15 protein-coding genes are annotated in these 16415 nt (G+C 53.1%); 10 read left to right on the top strand and 5 right to left on the bottom strand.

The features are described 5' to 3' along the window. Window positions 1-47 precede the first annotated feature (47 nt). On the top strand, window positions 48-1058 hold the full coding sequence (gene gap / locus AC0Z7K_RS21550) for a type I glyceraldehyde-3-phosphate dehydrogenase (protein WP_485615891.1): 1011 nt from the start codon (window positions 48-50) through the stop codon (window positions 1056-1058). A 111-nt stretch (window positions 1059-1169) separates the two neighbouring features. Here gap and AC0Z7K_RS21545 read toward each other — a convergent pair whose 3' ends face one another. Further along, the gene (locus tag AC0Z7K_RS21545) at window positions 1170-1583 is read right to left on the bottom strand and encodes a VOC family protein (protein WP_413528867.1); all 414 of its coding nucleotides are present in this window, start codon (window positions 1581-1583) and stop codon (window positions 1170-1172) included. Window positions 1584-1833: 250 nt separating this feature from the next. On the opposite strand from AC0Z7K_RS21545, the gene AC0Z7K_RS21540 reads away from it, so the two are divergent. From AC0Z7K_RS21540 to AC0Z7K_RS21530, 3 genes are all read left to right on the top strand, one after another. After that, complete coding sequence (locus AC0Z7K_RS21540) at window positions 1834-2292, top strand: MarR family winged helix-turn-helix transcriptional regulator (protein WP_413528866.1); 459 nt, start codon at window positions 1834-1836, stop codon at window positions 2290-2292. A 188-nt stretch (window positions 2293-2480) separates the two neighbouring features. Then, window positions 2481-4211 (top strand): MFS transporter, encoded by a 1731-nt coding sequence (locus tag AC0Z7K_RS21535; protein WP_485615889.1) that lies wholly within the window; start codon window positions 2481-2483, stop codon window positions 4209-4211. Window positions 4212-4258: 47 nt separating this feature from the next. Beyond that, window positions 4259-5308, top strand: coding sequence for an HlyD family secretion protein (locus AC0Z7K_RS21530; protein WP_485615888.1), 1050 nt, complete (start codon window positions 4259-4261; stop codon window positions 5306-5308). Here AC0Z7K_RS21530 and AC0Z7K_RS21525 read toward each other — a convergent pair whose 3' ends face one another. Both AC0Z7K_RS21525 and AC0Z7K_RS21520 read right to left on the bottom strand, forming a co-directional pair. Then, window positions 5309-6322, bottom strand: a complete 1014-nt coding sequence (locus tag AC0Z7K_RS21525; RefSeq protein ID WP_485615887.1) for an isopenicillin N synthase family dioxygenase — start codon at window positions 6320-6322, stop codon at window positions 5309-5311. A 210-nt stretch (window positions 6323-6532) separates the two neighbouring features. Further along, on the bottom strand, window positions 6533-7429 hold the full coding sequence (locus AC0Z7K_RS21520) for an NAD(P)-dependent oxidoreductase (protein ID WP_485615886.1): 897 nt from the start codon (window positions 7427-7429) through the stop codon (window positions 6533-6535). A gap of 217 nt (window positions 7430-7646) precedes the next feature. Between AC0Z7K_RS21520 and AC0Z7K_RS21515 the strand changes: the two genes are divergently transcribed. Both AC0Z7K_RS21515 and AC0Z7K_RS21510 read left to right on the top strand, forming a co-directional pair. Beyond that, window positions 7647-8018, top strand: coding sequence for a YebF family protein (locus AC0Z7K_RS21515; protein WP_413528862.1), 372 nt, complete (start codon window positions 7647-7649; stop codon window positions 8016-8018). Window positions 8019-8261: 243 nt separating this feature from the next. Further along, the gene (locus tag AC0Z7K_RS21510) at window positions 8262-10394 is read left to right on the top strand and encodes a TonB-dependent siderophore receptor (RefSeq protein ID WP_485615885.1); all 2133 of its coding nucleotides are present in this window, start codon (window positions 8262-8264) and stop codon (window positions 10392-10394) included. Between the two features lie 111 nt (window positions 10395-10505). On the opposite strand, the gene AC0Z7K_RS21505 is transcribed toward AC0Z7K_RS21510, so the two are convergent. Further along, the gene (locus AC0Z7K_RS21505) at window positions 10506-11621 is read right to left on the bottom strand and encodes an ABC transporter substrate-binding protein (protein WP_485615884.1); all 1116 of its coding nucleotides are present in this window, start codon (window positions 11619-11621) and stop codon (window positions 10506-10508) included. A gap of 208 nt (window positions 11622-11829) precedes the next feature. Between AC0Z7K_RS21505 and AC0Z7K_RS21500 the strand changes: the two genes are divergently transcribed. Continuing rightward, window positions 11830-12927 carry an LLM class flavin-dependent oxidoreductase gene (locus AC0Z7K_RS21500; protein ID WP_413528859.1) on the top strand — a complete coding sequence of 366 codons (1098 nt, stop codon included), beginning with the start codon at window positions 11830-11832 and terminating at the stop codon, window positions 12925-12927. 9 nt (window positions 12928-12936) lie between these two features. After that, a complete protein-coding gene (locus AC0Z7K_RS21495; protein ID WP_485615883.1) occupies window positions 12937-13875 on the top strand; it encodes an ABC transporter substrate-binding protein in 939 nt (312 codons plus the stop codon). A gap of 48 nt (window positions 13876-13923) precedes the next feature. Here AC0Z7K_RS21495 and AC0Z7K_RS21490 read toward each other — a convergent pair whose 3' ends face one another. Then, window positions 13924-14802, bottom strand: a complete 879-nt coding sequence (locus AC0Z7K_RS21490; protein ID WP_485615881.1) for a LysR family transcriptional regulator — start codon at window positions 14800-14802, stop codon at window positions 13924-13926. 112 nt (window positions 14803-14914) lie between these two features. On the opposite strand from AC0Z7K_RS21490, the gene bla reads away from it, so the two are divergent. Further along, complete coding sequence (gene bla, locus AC0Z7K_RS21485; RefSeq protein ID WP_485615879.1) at window positions 14915-15802, top strand: class A beta-lactamase; 888 nt, start codon at window positions 14915-14917, stop codon at window positions 15800-15802. Window positions 15803-15956: 154 nt separating this feature from the next. Further along, window positions 15957-16184, top strand: coding sequence for a hypothetical protein (locus tag AC0Z7K_RS21480; protein ID WP_112167741.1), 228 nt, complete (start codon window positions 15957-15959; stop codon window positions 16182-16184). Window positions 16185-16415: the final 231 nt, after the last annotated feature.

The following is a 16415-nucleotide window of genomic DNA, read 5'->3' as shown; positions in this document are numbered from 1 at the left end:
AGCTTGAGGCTACATTGAATGCAGTTCCGCTAACTAAGGAGTGCATCATGGTCAAAGTTGGTATTAACGGATTCGGCAGAATCGGACGAAACGTCCTGCGCGCGGCTCTCGGTCGCGATGACTTTCAGGTGGTGGCGATCAATGATCTCACTGACAGTAAAACTCTCGCCCATCTTCTTAAATATGATTCCCTTTCCGGCACGCTGAACGCTACCGTTGAAGCAGGTGAAGGCCAGCTTTTGGTCGATGGCAAAAGCATCCGCGTATTCTCTGAAAGAGATCCGGCCGCTATTCCCTGGAGCAGTACCGGCGTCGATATCGTTATCGAAGCCACCGGTTTCTTCACGGATAAAGCTAAGGCTGAAGTGCATATCACTCACGGCGGCGCGAAACGCGTCATAATTTCCGCCCCGGGTAAAGATGACGATATTACCATCGTGCTGGGCGTGAATGACGATCAGTATGACCCGGCTAAACATAAAGTGGTGAGTAACGGCAGCTGCACAACAAACGGTTTAGCACCGGCCGCACAGGTTCTTCATCAAACCTTCGGGATTGAACATGGCCTGATGAACACCACCCACGCCTATACCAACAGTCAGGCTCTGCATGACCAGCCGGAAAAAGATTTGCGCGGCGCCCGTGCGGCAGCAGTGTCGATTGTTCCGTATTCCAGCGGAGCGGCAAAAGCCATCGGGAAAGTCATCCCGGAACTTGCCGGACGCATGACGGGTTATTCACTGCGCGTGCCGGTACCGGTGGTTTCAATCGTCGATCTCACAGTTAATTTAAAACGCGAAGCAACGGTAGAAGAAATCAACTCGGCATTCCGTCAAGCTGCTGAATCCGGCCCGCTCAAAGGCATTCTGGGCTACAGCGATGAACCACTGGTTTCGAGTGATTATCGTGGCGATCCGCGCTCGTCTATTATCGACGGCCTTTCTACGTTGGTTATTGGCGGAAAACTGGTGAAGATCCTCGCCTGGTATGACAACGAATGGGGCTTCTCCAATCGTCTGGTTGATCTGGCGGTTTTGATGGAAAAACGCGGATTATAAGCCCCCTTTTCCTGCCAGACATTATAAGTAGACACCGCCGTCTGGCGGTGTTTATCAGAGTTACAGACGACGCTGTTTTTTAAAAAGAAACAGAAAGTATGTTGTAACTAATTACTCATCTTTTGGCCCGATTTTCATAAACGGGTTATAGGCGATTTCCCAAAGATGTCCGTCCGGATCGGCGAAGTAGCCAGAATATCCGCCCCAGAATACTTTCTGTCCTGGTTTAATTAGCGTCCCGCCTGCTTTCACTGCCTGTTTAAGAATCGCGTCCACTTTTGCTTCACTGGCCACGGTTTGTGCCAGAGCCATACCGCGAAAACCTTCCCCCTGAGCACTGACCTGCGCGTCCCTGGCCAGTTCATCCCACGGGAATAAGGACAACCACGCGCCCGCCAGTTCAAAGAAGCTGACGCTGTCTGAATCAATCACCACTTTTGGAAATCCTAATCCATTTTGATAAAACTCGGTGGCGGCGGCTAAATCCTTAACGCCCAGCGTGATCATATTAATGACAGGTTGCATGCGATTTTCTCCTGAATATTGATGAATGGTTTGCCGATGAACATCTGATGCCGTTCTACTCGTGTATTTTCGATGCAATATCTCCCACGTGGATATCATCTCCCCAAAATAGCGCCCCGCTGTCTGGTTCTTCACTGCCAGACAGCGCCTTACGGTTGTCTCAAAATGTTAACAGCGGCCTCACTTTTGTGGAAAATATCACATACCGTGCTAACCTGACGCCATCAAAAGCACCATCTGTGAGGATCCTTTGACTACATTACGCCGCCGACCGGAGGCCGCTTCGCCTACCCTGCGCTTCCTCCCGGAAACCATCCATATTGGCCGCCAGTTACGGACTTATTGTGATGCCCGTTTCAAAACCATCGGGCTGACACTTGCCCGTGGACAGGTCCTGTTGCATCTGGAAGCGGCCAATGGCCGTCTTCCGCAGGGAGAGCTTACCGCACTGCTGGAAGTCGAACACCCGACCGCGATACGCCTGTTTGACAGCCTTGCACAGCTAGGGCTATTAGAGCGATGCCCCGGTGAAAACGACCGTCGGTCCAAAGACATCGTGCTGACCGAAGCAGGTAACGATCTGGCCAATCAGGTACGCAGCATGACTGACGACATATTAATCCGTGTGATGGAAGGCATCCCTGAAGAAAATATCACCGTTGCCCGTGGCGTTCTTGCCGCCATAACTGCCAATATCGCCGCGCTTTAAGTGGCGATTCTTTCTCCTTACCCTCTCTTTTTACCCGCAATAATCACTTCTGTAATTGATTGATTATTCCCTATTTGAATTTGTAAATATCACTGATATGAATAATTGAACTAGACACTTTTGAAATGCCTCACTACATTATGTAGCAAGCTACAAGCTAGTTGGGTAATGACTTATAAGGCATAACGATGACGACGCGTTCTGATTCAGATGTCCGGCAGGATGCCGGTGAATTAACAACACGGGATGCATCACCACTAAAAGAGCCCCCCGCGCCAGCAACCGAAGCCGGATCGGTCCCGCCCTCAACGCATCACCCGTTTGCCGTTCAGGTGCATGACTGGCTCTCCCGTTACCCACGATTACGTATCGGTGTATACGTCATGGCGTCGTTGATTATTGGTATGACGCAAGGGCTGGGGATCAATCTGGTGGGATCAAATCTGCCTGGGATCCAGGGATCGCTTGGAATTTCTAACGTCGAAAGCTACTGGCTGATTGCCGCGTATACCGCCACCAGTGTGACCGGCACCATCCTGCTGTATAAAATCCGTACCCAGTTTGGCTTTCGTCGCTTTGGTGAATACGGCCTGCTGTTTTTTGCCGTCGCCTCCATGGCGCAAATGTTTACCCATGATTTTCAGACCGCCGTGGCCGTGCGCGCAGTCATGGGTTTGGCGATGGCATCGCTTGGGCCGCTGGCGTTGTTCTATATGTTTGAGATTTTCCCACCGGCGAAAAAGCTGACAGCGGGACTGTGCTTTGGGCTGGCGGGCAGCCAGATTTCGTTGCCGATTTCCCGCATCATTTCGCCGCACCTGCTAGATCTCGGGCACTGGCACCAGCTGACGATGCTGGAATCCGGTCTGTCGCTGATCTGTCTGGCCATCATCTGGATTTTGCCGCTGACTCACCCGCCGCGCGTGAAAGTCTTCGAGCGTACGGACTGGATAAGCTACCCGCTGATCGCAACCGCCGTGGCCTGTATGTCGGTCGTGCTGACCATGGGCCGCTACTACTGGTGGCAGGAAAAGGACTGGATTGGTGAAGTTCTGGTCGTCGGGATTATCGCGCTGACGCTCTCATTTATGGTGGAGTTGCGACGCAAGAATCCAATTATCGATTTACGCTGGCTGATGACTCCCGAAATGCTGCTGTTTACCGGTTCAATGCTGTTCGTTCGAATGCTGCTTTCAGAGCAAACCACCGGCATGGTGGGCTTTCTGAATCTGGTTGGATTGCTCAACGATCAGCTTATTACGCTGTTTTGCATCATTCTGGCCGCGACGTTCGCCGGGCTGGTGTTCGTCAGCATTATTCATAAAGCCAACCGGATTGTTTACATCCATTTGTTCTCAATCGCACTGATTGGCGTGGCGGCGTGGATGGATGCGCATTCGACTCTGGATACGCGCCCCGAGCAGTTTTATCTGACGCAGGGAATGGTTGCCTTTGGTGGGGCAATATTTCTGCCCACCTCCCTGTGGCTCGGGTTTATCCGGGCGCTGCAATACGGCCAGAGCCAGATCATCAGTTTTGTGCTGGTGTTTCTCTCAACCCAAAATGTTGGCGCACAGGTTGGCGGTGCGTTCCTCGGGACAATTCAAATTTTGCGTGAGAAGTTTCACTCGAGCGTGCTGGTCGAAGGGATTTCACTGCAAAATCCGCTGGTGCTTGAGCGGCTTGCTCAGTACAGCCATTTGCTGAAACCGGCATTAAACGATGGCGCACAGCTCAATGCCGAGACGGTTACGCAACTGAGTCTGAAAGTGACTCAACAGGCGGGATTGCTGGCGTATAACGATGTTTTCATGGTGGTGTTTTACATGTCGCTGGGCTGCTTTGCCGTCCTTTGCGCGCACATTATTGTCGGACGGATCCAGACCAAAAAGCGCGAAGCCGCTGAGGCTGTTGCGTAAGTCATTCGTTTCTATCATCGAACTAAAAGAGTAATGCAGGAAAAGTGATGAAAAATCTATTTCGTTATCCGTCAATCATAGTGGTGCTGTGCCTGGGTGTGGTCGGCGTGATGTTGGTTTTATACAGCTGGCAATTATTTCCCTTTAATTCGCAGGTAGAATCAACCGATAACGCCTACGTACGTGGCAATGTCACCCTGCTCAGCCCACAGGTGTCAGGGTACATCACTGACGTTAAAGTACAGGATTTTATGCCGGTAAAAAAAGGTGACGTGCTGTTTCTGATCGACGACAGCACTTACCGGCAGGAATTGTTGCAGGCACAGGCCGCTGCCGCACAGCAGCAGGTGACACTGCAAAACTTCGAGCAAAATCGTGCGTCGAGCGCCGCCAGTTTGCAACTGGCCGAAGCAGAACTGCAAAGTGCGCAAGCCGCCGAAAGTAAAGCCTCGCTCGATACCGGCCGTAACAGTACCTTGCTGGCGAAAGGTCTGGTGTCGAAAACCATCGGGGATGAACTACATGCCGCCTTGCTGACGGCCAAAGCCAACGTGGCTAAAGCGCGGGCTTCGGTGAATATCGCCCGTCAGGATCTGGCTCTGGTGGATGCCAATAAAGCCTCGCTGGCAGCAGCCTTAAAGGCCGCACAGGCCAAAGTGGAAGTCGCAGAAATTAATCTGCAACATACACGAATTGTTGCTCCCTCAGACGGACAGCTCGGCGAGGTCAGCGCCCGCATGGGGCAATATGTGACGGCAGGCACGCAGATGACGTCCATCACACCGAAGGTAGTCTGGGTGACAGCCAACTTCAAAGAGCGCCAGCTGGCGGAGATGAGCGTCGGCACACCGGCGACGTTTACGGTCGATGCCCTTAACGATCGCGCTTTCAAAGGCCACGTGGTGCGAATTTCCCCGGCCGCAGGTTCTGAATTCAGCGTGCTAAAAGCCGATAATGCTACAGGTAACTTCACAAAAATCTCACAGCGAATTGCAGTACGAATTGAGCTGGAACCGGATCAGCCACAAAGCGATCGTCTGCGACCTGGGATGTCAACAGTGGTCAGTATCGATACCGCCAACTCGCCACAAAACTGATCAACGCGTGACGTCCGAATAATAACGCTGCGCGACATCAGGATGTGAGCGCAGCCGCCCTTTCAGATAATTGAAACCAACATCGCGGAACAGCGGATTCAGCGGATCGCTGGCCTCGCCCCGCGCTTCTTTCGCCAGCTCTGGCGGTAACGGGAACAGCGGCACCACGGCGTCGAGCTGCGCGCCGAGGAAGAACGCCAGCGAGAGGCGCTCACCGGCTGCAGGCGGCGACACCACGCGGTGAACGGTGGCACGCAGATAGCCGTTGGTCGCCAGCTCCAGCAACTCACCGATATTCACCACGAGCGTATCCGGCACAGGCAACGCCTCCACCCATTGGTCCTTTTCCACTTCAACCTGTAATCCGCGCTGTTCGTCCTGCAACAAGAAACTGAGGAAACCGGAATCTTTGTGCGCCCCGACGCCCTGATTCCCCTCGCCTTCAGGCCGCCCCGGATAGCGTATCAACTTGATATGTTCATTGGGCTTTTCGCCATACAGGGGATCAAACGCCTCTTCCGGCAGTTTCAGCGCTAACGCAAACGCACGCAGCAAACGCAATGACATCGCGGTCATCTCACGCTGCCAGCGCAGCAACAATGGCCGTAGTTCCGGTAACGCCTCCGGCCACTGATTCGGACCCTGTAATCTGGCCCACGCCGGGGTGTTGTCATCTATCAGCAGTTCCGGTCGCTCAGCGCCAAGATCAAACTGTTCACGCCAGTCAGGCTGACCGCGCGTAATTTCCGACGCTGCGCGGTTATAGCCGCGAAAATGTGAGGAATTGATCATCGCCACGGCCAGCTTTTCTTCTTCCGGCAAGGCAAAGAACTGGCGCGATGCGTTCTGCACATCGCTCAGTAAGGTTTTATCGACGCCGTGATTTTTAAGATAGAAGAAACCGATCTCGCGGGCGGCGTAGCGCAACTCTGACAGAAACGTTTCGCGCTTTTGCGGCGAAGCTGAAAAGTGGCTGAAGTCGATCAATGGGATATTCGTGGAAGGCTGGCTCATCACTCACTCCGCTTTGAATGAAAAAAGTGTTCCTATCCAGACGCTATCACAGCCTCCGAACGGATAACCAATAGCCAGATGCTCTGATTTATACTGCGAAGTTATGAATGAGGGGTGATGAATGATGAGTGATGAATGACAGGTGATGAGTAATGAATGTGATGATCTGTCATTCGTCAGTCATCACATTCACCAGAGGCTCTGGGTTTATTAAGATTGTTTATCGCCAAGGTAACGATACACCACAGCCAGATCCTTCTCGCCATAGCCGGCACTCACAACGCCCTGCCAGGTTTCGCTGATGCGTTTCATCACCGGCAGATCCAGTTTACTACCCGCTTCCAGCGCCAGATTGATGTCCTTCAGCGCCCACGTCAGCTGCATTTGCGGTGTATAATCGTCGCTTTTGAACATCTCCATTTTACCTTTAATATAAGGTGCCGCCAGCGGTCCGCCTTCCAGCACGTTCCACAGGTCATCTGTGGTAAAACCGAGTTCTTCAGCCAGTTGCGTGGTTTCGGCAATCCCTTCCATCATGGCAATCAGCCAGGCATTTACCACCAGTTTCATTTTTGAAGCGCGCCCCGCCTCACCCAGCCATTTAGTCGCTTTGGATATCGCCGCAAATACCGGTTCCACGGCAGCACCCGCTTCCCGATCGCCGCTGGCCAGCACCACAATCTGCGCCTGCTCAGCCGGCGCTTTCGTGCCGGACACTGGCGCATCGATGAACACCACGTCCGGACGCTGCGTTTTGATCAGGGCGATCAGGCTGTCGGTTGCTTCCACACCCAGCGTCCCCATCTGCGCGATGATGCCGCCGTGTTTCAGCCCCGCCAGCAAACCATTATCCCCCTGATAGACCTCCAGCGACGTTTTGCCATCGGATAGCATAGTGATCACTACATCTGCACCTTCAACGGTTTCCCGCGGCGTCGTGCCACGCGTCGCCCCGGCGGTGACCAGATCATCTCCGCGGGAGGTCGTACGGTTCCAGACGCGGGTGGTAAACCCTTTTTTAATCAGGTTTGCGGCAAAGGCATGCCCCATCGCGCCGAGGCCCAGTACGGCGACGACCGGTTGTTGAAGTGTGGATTGCTGACTCATGTGTGACTCCTTGTGCAAATAATGATTGTGATAAAAGGCTAACACCGCATAGTTTCCCACGGGACTGGCTTCTGTAACCGAATGCAACAGAACGGCTGATAGTACTTAACCTCTGCTGACCAACTGGCGTAACATACGCGCTTTCTAATCGTTAAATAACATTGAATATTCTGCGCAGGCTATGATTTGGCGAAGATTTTCAGGAGCAGCAAGTACTATGAGTAAAGTCGTTTTGATCGGAATTATTTCATTCATTTTCCTGATGATGGTCGTGATGCTGGGCTCGGTCTACATATACCCCTGGTGGATGCAGCGTTCAACCGAAGGCGCTTGCGCACAGATAAGCAAGAGCAATGCGATCGACACCGTCACCCGTGACTATATGGAAAACCGTATCCCGAACTGGGGCAACGACAAAGACAATATGGGCACGTCGGTCCCGGTGTTGAGCTTCATCAGTGATGATGCGAAAGAAGATAAAGGCACTTACCACATTCCGTTCACTGCCAAAGGCCCGAATGGAACACTGGGGTATGTGGCGCATTTTAACTGCTCGAATCATTATGTTAAGTATTCGACGGTAGAGTGAGATATGCGGATGCCGCGCAATCTGCGGCTTTTCACCGCTGACCGAGAAAGTTTCGGTTTCTCGTTTGCTTTGCTCCTCCCCCTGCGAAGGGGGAGGACGATGCCAGTTAAACCCCCCCGCCACCCATAATTGTAATTATTGTCATCAGCCTTTTTTGTTTCCTTTCGTAAATCCCCCAATTAGAATGCAAACCGTTATCATTTGTATTTACTTGGTTGTATTTTATTTCAGGGAATCACTCACATGTCTTTCACTCATGTCCCGCGCGGGACTCTCCTCAGTGGATTTAAGAAATCCGTCGTTGCTGTAGCTATTCTCCACTGCTCGCCTCTCCTCGCGGCGACGCAGCCTTCTGAAGATTCTATTACCGTGAATGCGCAAGCCAATGCGCTGGATACCACCGATTACAGCGCAACGCAGAGCTCGACGGCCAGCAAAAACGATACGCCGCTGAATGAAACGCCGCAGTCAGTCAGCGTGGTCACGCAGTCGATGATTCAGGATTACGATGTGACGTCTCTGGATGACGCGATGAAGTTTGTCAGCGGCGTCACACAGGGAAATACGCTGGGCGGAACGGAAGATGGTTTCGTGAAGCGCGGGTTTGGGGCGAACAGTGACGGGTCAATTCTGATTGATGGCGTGCGCAGCAATCAGGGGCTGGGGTTTGATTCGACGATTGATCATATCGAAGTGCTGAAAGGATCGGCGTCACTGCTGTATGGGATCCAAAACCCCGGCGGCGTGATCAACATGATCACCAAAAAACCGCAGTATGAGTGGAATACCCGCGTCAGTGGCCGTACCGGCGGATTTGGTGGCGGAGCGGGAACTCTCGACGTTACCGGTCCTCTGGGCAATGGTTTCGCATTTCGTATGATAGCCGAGCGACAGTATGAAGATTACTGGCGCAACTTTGGCAGCGATTCCCATACCCTGCTCGCGCCGTCGCTGAGCTGGTTCGGTGAAAAAGCCAGTTTCAACATCAGTTATCAGGAATACAAATACGACATTCCCTACGATCGCGGGACGGTGTTCTCCAACGGCAAACCACTGGATATCCCCTATAACCGTCGTCTTGACGAACTGGCTAACCACGCCTGGGGAAAAACCAAGCGCCTTAACACCACGTGGGAATATCAGCTGAATGAAGACTGGAAAACCCGTCTGACCTACGCCTGGCAGCAGCGCCGTTATGACAGCAATGAAGTCCGCGCCACCGCAGTAAATACCGAAACCGGCGCCGTGACCCGCCGTGCGGATGCTAATCGCGGATTCAACCATCAGACCAGCTATACGTCATGGGACTGGATCGGTAATCAGGAAATCTTCGGAATGATGAATGACCTGCTGATTGGCGTCGATTACGAGAAAAACGAAACCTATAAGCAGTACTCGTATCGTGGCAAAACCTTCAGTACGTTTAACATGTACGATCCGGTCTACGGCGTTGAACCCATTACCAACAGCAGCACTTATTCCGACAGCAACAGCAATTTGCGTAATACGCTGTATAACAAATCCATCTACCTGAAAGACAGTATTCATCTGACCGATAAATGGATCGGCGTAGTCGGGGGGCGTTACCAGCATTACAACCAGAAGCAGACATCCGGTTTCTTGAATCCCAGCCAAAGTCTGGATGATACCGATGACAAATTCCTGCCGCAGGTGGGCGTGGTTTACAAACTCACGGACGACCTCTCGTTCTACGCCAACTACAGTAAATCCTTTACGCCTTCCACCGATGTGGATGACAACGGCAACGTGGCCTCCCCGGAAAGCGGCACCACCTATGAAGTGGGTACCAAATGGCAGATTTCACCGCGTCTGGATGCCACGCTGGCGGTGTATCGCATTGATGAAGAAGACATGTCCGTCTTCATTAACGGCGTAACCCGCAATATTCCGAAAGCACGCTCGACCGGCGCGGAGCTGGAACTTAATGGAGAAATAGCCAAAGACTGGGATCTGACCGCCAACTACAGTTACGACAAAACGGAAATCACCGAAGATGACGTGAATTCTGCCAACGTCGGTAATCGTCTGGTGAATGCGCCAACCAACATGGGCAGCCTTTATCTCAGCCACACGATGCGCTGGTCAGTCGTGCCGGGAGATTTCCGCGTAGGCGGCGGTGCGCGTTATGTCGGTACCCGTGCGGGTGACCCGGAAAACAGCTTTACGCTGCCGGATTACACCGTAGTCGATGCATTTATCGCCTGGGATAACCAACTGCTGGGCAAACATACCCAGATTAAGCTCAACGTAAATAACTTGTTCGATAAAGAGTATTACTCCTCAAGCGCCGGAAATTTACGCGTGATTGAAGGCGAACCGCGCAATGTGGTGCTCTCGGCAGCGGTGGATTTCTAACAAGCAAGAAACGGACGTTTAAGATTGATCAGTTGATCAGAGCCGGCACAGAGATGTGCCGGTTTTACGGTTTACGTTATTCGTAATACGTTTTACATTTTTCCTCACCCGTTACTTAGCAGGTAACGTACTCCAGTAAGTCCCGCTGAACGGCACCGGCAGAAACTGTTGATAAAGATCTTTCATGGTTTGTTGCGGATCGACATCCTTGAACAGTTGAGGATACATCGCTTTAGCAAACACTTCTACATCCACCAGATGGTACGGGCTGAGGTAGAAGTTATGCCAGACGCTGAACGCACGCCCTTCCCGCACGGCTTTCAGCGTGGAAAGCACCTGTTGTTGATCCATCACCTGACGGAAACTCTGCGCGGCTTCTTCCTGTGTGACCTGCGGGCCCAGCATCAGATTCGACACTCGCTTGCCTTCAGGCCCCGCCATACCGGTAGTGATATACACATCCGGATTTGCGACGATCACCGCTTCCGGGTTTAAATCGCCATACACGCTTTTAAACGCGCCTTTAGCAATGTTATCGCCACCCGCAAACGCCAGCAGATCCGCCAGATTACCGTGAGAAACCGTGGTACAACAGGCTTCACGCCGCCCCAGATGCAACTGCAACATCACTGTAGGCTTCTTTCCCTGATAGGCAGCAATACGTTGTTGTACGCGACTCATATGCTGCTGATAAAAGGCGATAAAACGCGCCGCTTTTTCGGGATGGTTGAGGACATCGCCTAACAGCTTCACGCTGGGGATCGTGTTATGCAGTTGATCGACACGCAGATCAACGTAGATCACCGGGATCCCCGCTTTGGTCAGGGCTTCCTGCATCACATCGTGATCGTCCTGCTTTTTGGCGTAAACGGGCAAAATCACCAGATCTGGCTTCAGCGCAATAACCTTCTCGACGTTCATCTGGGTGTAGTTATTCTGCCCAAGCAGCGGGATCTTACCGATGTCAGGAAAGGCTTTCAGATACATCGCCCAGCTCTGCGCATCCAGCGACGCCATATCCCCCGGCCATCCCACCACATGCTGCGCAGGATTTCCGTCCTGAACCAGCGCCAGCGTATATAACATCCGGCTTTCGCCGACGACGATGCGCTGTGGATTATCGGGGACTTCAACCGTGCGTTGAGAAATATCGGTGACCGTTTTGGCCTGCACCGCACCAGCGAGCAGCAGGCAGGAGATCAACAACGAAGGAATGAACTTAGGCATAGTATCTCGGTGAAGGATTTTTAATGTGGGGATGATAATGATAATCGTTGAGAACCGCAAACGTCAGGACAGGTCTCTTTAATGCGCATTTTTAATATTAGCTTATCAATATAATGAATTTCTAACATAGTAATAAGCCGTTTATGGTGATAACTCCTGCCAGCGCAGCCCCCCCTCCGCTGGCCTCTGACCCGAGGAGAGACAGCTCATGAGCGTGCAATTTATTGGGATGATCGGCCACCGGCTGGCGTCTGAAATCATCCCGCCGACCGGTCCGGTTTTTGATAAGCAATATATCGCCGATTTCGCCAAAGCCCACGAAGACGCGGGTTTTGACCGCATTCTGGTGGCCTACGCCTCTGACCAGCCGGACGCCTTTCTGGTGACTGCCCATGCAGGGGCACACACTTCCCGTATTCACTTCCTGCTGGCGCACCGCCCCGGGTTTGTTGCTCCCACGCTGGCGGCACGCAAGCTTGCAACGCTCGATCACCTGCTGGATGGCCGCGTCGCGGTGCATATCATCAGCGGTGGCAGCGATGCAGAACAGCGCCGTGACGGTGATTTCGAACCTAAGTCTGGCCGCTATCAGCGTACTGATGAATATATCGATGTCCTGAAAAAAAGCTGGTACTCAGAAAAAGGTTTCAATCATCAGGGCAAATTCTATCAGGCAGAGAATGCCTTCTCAGCCATCAAACCCCATCAGCAACGTTTGCCGGTATTCTTTGGTGGCTCCTCTGAAGAGGCCATCCGCGTGGCCGGTAAACATGCTGATGTCTTTGCGCTGTGGGGCGAACCGCTGGCAAGCGCCGCGGAAACGGTCGCCGCAGTGAAAGCCTCGGCGGCAGCGCATCAGCGGGAGATAAACTTCAGCATTTCGTTCCGCCCTGTTCTTGGCAACACTGAGGAAGAAGCGTGGGCGAAGGCCGAGGAGATCCTGGCAAAAGCCAAAGCACAGCAGGAGAAAAATGGTCAGGTGCTGGCGGCCAAACCCCAAAGCGTCGGGGCGCAGCGTTTGCTGGATGCGGTGGCAAAAGGTGACCGGCTCGACAGTTGCCTGTGGACCGGCATCGCGGGGCTGATCGGCGGCGGGTCTAACTCGACGGCGCTGGTGGGGACACCTGAACAGGTCTCCGACGCGCTACTCAAATATTACGATCTGGGCATTACTACGTTCCTGATCCGTGGCTTTGATCCGCTTAATGATGCTGTCGACTACGGCAAGCACCTGATCCCGCTGACGAAGCAGAAAATCGCTGCCCGTCAGGCCAGTCATCAACCTGCCCGCGCCAGTCTGGTCTGAGGAATTACAATGCGATTGAATGTGAAAAATCTTCTGCTGGCTGTGTCACTGATCGGCAGTATATCTACGGCATTTGCCGGACCTGTGACACTGCGCGTGGCGGATCAAAAAGGGAATATGCGCGCACAGCTGGAAGCAGCGGGCAAACTGGATGATTTGCCTTACAAAATTGAATGGTCGGAATTCCCCGCCGCTGCCCCGCTGGCAGAAGCGCTGAACGCGCAGGCGGTGGATATCGGGATTATCGGAGATGCCCCGCTGTTGTTTGCCGAGGCTGCCGGCGCGCAGGTGAAAGCTATCGCGGTGGATAAATCGGACGCCTATGGCACCGCGTTGCTGGTCAGGCCCGACAGTCCGATTAAAACGGCGGGCGATCTGAAAGGCAAAAGTATCGCCACCAACCGTGGATCTATCGGGCATTTCGTGGCACTGAAAGCGCTGGCATCTGCCGGGCTGAGTGCCAAAGATGTCACCTTCCGCTTTCTGCCGCCGAGCGATGCCAAACTGGCGCTAACGCAAGGTTCCGTGGACGTCTGGGCGACGTGGGAACCTTACACCGCGTTTGCAGAAACGCAGGATCATCTGCGGGTTCTGGTTAACGGACGCGGCCTGTGGTCGGGCAACAGCTTCCTCGCGGCAACGGATACGGCGCTGAAAGATCAGAGCAAACGTGAGGCGATTGCCGACTATCTCCAGCGTCTGAGCGACGCGCAGGTTTGGGCGTATAAAAATCTGGATGCCTACAGCGGCAAGCTGGCGAAGATTATCGGCTTCCCGCTCGATGCGGCAAAGCTGTCATTTGAACGGCGCAAATCTTACTGGCAGGCAATCGATCCAGCGACCGAAACACAGCAACAGCAAACGGCGGATTTCTATCACGCTCAGGGATTATTGCCCGTTGCACTCAACGTGACCGGCACGTTTGATCACTCTTTCCTGCTGAAATAATCCTGCTTTTCGGCACCGGTTCTCCGCCGGTGCTTTTCCCTTTCGACACTATCGCTCTGATACCACCAGCAACTCCCTGCTAATCCAGTCGTCGAAGACCTGCATCGCGGATGACATGCGTTTAGATTTGAGCCGCGTCAGCCAGTAACTGCCGAGCGTGATTTCAGTCGCAAAAGGCCGTACCAGATTTCCGCTCTCCAGCTCGCGGGAAAACATTGATACCGGTACCAGCGCCACGCCTTCAGCCTGCATGGCGGCCTCCACCATCAGACGCGAGGAATCAAACACCGCGCCCGTCGCCCGCCACGGTGTCAGCCCGGCAGCCTTCATCCATTTATCCCATTCATCAGGACGGTATGAACGCAATAGTATTTCTTTGGTCAGAGATTCTGGGTCCGTCAAACGGCGGGCAATTTCTGCAGAGCATAAAACGGTGTGTGGTGCGTCGAAAAGCAGCCGGTTATCGGTCGCCGCCCAGGTGCCCGTGCCAAAACGGATGGCGAAATCCAGGCCTTCAGAAGCCAGATTGACCACGTTATTATTGGTGAGAATTTTCAGTTCGATAAAGGGATGTTGTTCGCGAAACGCCTTCAGCCTTGGCAACAACCAGCCGACTGCAAAGGTGCCGACCACCGCAATGGTCAGTACTTCGTGGAAATAACCGCCTTCAAAACGCTTGAGTACGGTCTGGATCTGGCTGAACGCCTCGGTCAGGACCGGCAACAGCACCAGCGCTTCGTCGGTCAGCTCCAGTCCGCGCGGCAATCGCTTAAACAGCGCAGTGCCCAGCTGTTCTTCCAGTAAACGCACTTGCTGGCTGACCGCCGCCTGCGTGACGCTCAGCTCAAGCGCAGCACGGGTAAAATTGAGATGTCTGGCTGAGGCTTCAAAAGCGCGCAGCGCGTTCAGAGGCAGAGATGTCCGCATAATGCCTTATCCATAAGTTTTTCTTTATCCTGCGCGAAATTATTCTCGCTTGTCAATAATCCGTCAAACAGGGATATTGCCGACCTCCGTACTACAACAGATAAGGATTTCTATGTTCAATAATACATTTCGTCATAAAGCGCTGCTGACCGTGGCCCTGATGCCTTTGTTATTTTCCAGCGCGCCGCTATGGGCTCAGACGCCTGCGCAGGCCAAAGCCGTGCAGCAAAAACTGTCTGATTTGGAAAAAAGCACCGGTGGCCGTCTGGGCGTGGCGATGATCAATACCGCCGATAACTCACAGACCGTTTACCGTGGCGAAGAGCGTTTCGCCATGTGCAGTACGAGTAAAGTGATGGCGGCATCGGGCGTACTGAAAGCCAGTGAGAAAGATAAAAACCTGCTGAATAAGCATGTAGATATCAAAAAGTCAGATCTGGTGAACTACAACCCGATTACTGAAAAGCATCTCGATACCGGTATGACGCTTGGCGAACTCGGCGCAGCGGCGATTGAATACAGTGACAACGTGGCGATGAATAAACTTATCGCGCATCTCGGCGGCCCGGCGAAAGTGACACAGTTTGCGCGCTCGATCGGCGATGAGACATTCCGTCTCGACCGTACTGAACCGACACTCAACACCGCAATTCCGGGCGACAAGCGTGACACCACGTCGCCGCTGGCGATGGCGCAAAGCCTGCGCAAACTGGCGCTGGGTGATGCGCTGGCCGAACCGCAGCGCGCGCAGCTGGTGGCATGGCTGAAGGGTAACACCACCGGTGCTGCCAGTATCCGCGCCGGTCTGCCGGCATCGTGGACAGTCGGGGATAAAACCGGCAGCGGTGATTACGGTACGACCAACGATATCGCCGTTATCTGGCCTGACAATCACGCGCCGCTGATTCTGGTGACCTATTTCACCCAGCCGCAGCAGGATGCCAAAGCCCGTAAGGACGTTTTAGCCGCCGCCGCAAAAATCGTGACTGAAAACCTGTAACGTCCGACGCCCATGAGGGGTAACCTCATGGGCGTATTGTTCTGTTAGTTTTCCGTGCGTTGCGCAAACTGTGAACTTCCGCCCTGTGCGAAATCGATGAACGTGGTTAATAGAGGATGTCGCCCGATATCAGGCTTAGCTCACAGGATGCAGCATGGAAAATTACGCCAACAAAAGCGGTGATTCACAGGTTGTCAGCTTCCAGATAGATGCCAACTCGATCAAAGTCCGCTTTAAGAATAACCACGTGTATTTATACGACATCCGCCATCCCGGTCCGGAACATCTCGAAAAGATGAAAGAACTGGCGCGATCCGGCTGGGGCCTCAATACCTATATTGAAAGCGAAGTAAAAACGGATTTCTCTTCCAAGGTTTTCTGAACATATATTCCACCCGGCGGGGCAAAAATCCTAAGCTCCCGCCGTTTTCATCCAATAACACCTTGTTAACAATCATTTGTGACGACTCCGCCCGCACCAGCTAGTGTTGGTAAAAAAAACGGCCTATTTTTTTTAACTGACCCGTCCTAAATAACGTTGACACATTTAACTCGCATACTGAGGAAAATGTGATGAACCAATATGTTAAACGCACACAACGCGATTACCCTC

This window comes from Rahnella sp. 1L-D-7-B-C2, assembly GCF_057290995.1.
Note: the sequence above shows the minus strand (reverse complement) of the source record. Positions and strands in the feature narration are given on the sequence as shown.

What these genes read in the sequence shown, in the direction of transcription:
- AC0Z7K_RS21510 (WP_485615885.1), top strand. Translation starts at nt 8,262, where the DNA reads ATGTCTTTCACTCATGTCCCGCGCGGGACTCTCCTCAGTGGATTTAAG.
- bla (WP_485615879.1), top strand. Translation starts at nt 14,915, where the DNA reads ATGTTCAATAATACATTTCGTCATAAAGCGCTGCTGACCGTGGCCCTG.
- AC0Z7K_RS21515 (WP_413528862.1), top strand. Translation starts at nt 7,647, where the DNA reads ATGAGTAAAGTCGTTTTGATCGGAATTATTTCATTCATTTTCCTGATG.
- AC0Z7K_RS21545 (WP_413528867.1), bottom strand. Translation starts at nt 1,583, where the DNA reads ATGCAACCTGTCATTAATATGATCACGCTGGGCGTTAAGGATTTAGCC.
- AC0Z7K_RS21495 (WP_485615883.1), top strand. Translation starts at nt 12,937, where the DNA reads ATGCGATTGAATGTGAAAAATCTTCTGCTGGCTGTGTCACTGATCGGC.
- AC0Z7K_RS21505 (WP_485615884.1), bottom strand. Translation starts at nt 11,621, where the DNA reads ATGCCTAAGTTCATTCCTTCGTTGTTGATCTCCTGCCTGCTGCTCGCT.
- AC0Z7K_RS21500 (WP_413528859.1), top strand. Translation starts at nt 11,830, where the DNA reads ATGAGCGTGCAATTTATTGGGATGATCGGCCACCGGCTGGCGTCTGAA.
- AC0Z7K_RS21480 (WP_112167741.1), top strand. Translation starts at nt 15,957, where the DNA reads ATGGAAAATTACGCCAACAAAAGCGGTGATTCACAGGTTGTCAGCTTC.
- AC0Z7K_RS21530 (WP_485615888.1), top strand. Translation starts at nt 4,259, where the DNA reads ATGAAAAATCTATTTCGTTATCCGTCAATCATAGTGGTGCTGTGCCTG.
- AC0Z7K_RS21535 (WP_485615889.1), top strand. Translation starts at nt 2,481, where the DNA reads ATGACGACGCGTTCTGATTCAGATGTCCGGCAGGATGCCGGTGAATTA.
- AC0Z7K_RS21525 (WP_485615887.1), bottom strand. Translation starts at nt 6,322, where the DNA reads ATGAGCCAGCCTTCCACGAATATCCCATTGATCGACTTCAGCCACTTT.
- gap (WP_485615891.1), top strand. Translation starts at nt 48, where the DNA reads ATGGTCAAAGTTGGTATTAACGGATTCGGCAGAATCGGACGAAACGTC.
- AC0Z7K_RS21520 (WP_485615886.1), bottom strand. Translation starts at nt 7,429, where the DNA reads ATGAGTCAGCAATCCACACTTCAACAACCGGTCGTCGCCGTACTGGGC.
- AC0Z7K_RS21490 (WP_485615881.1), bottom strand. Translation starts at nt 14,802, where the DNA reads ATGCGGACATCTCTGCCTCTGAACGCGCTGCGCGCTTTTGAAGCCTCA.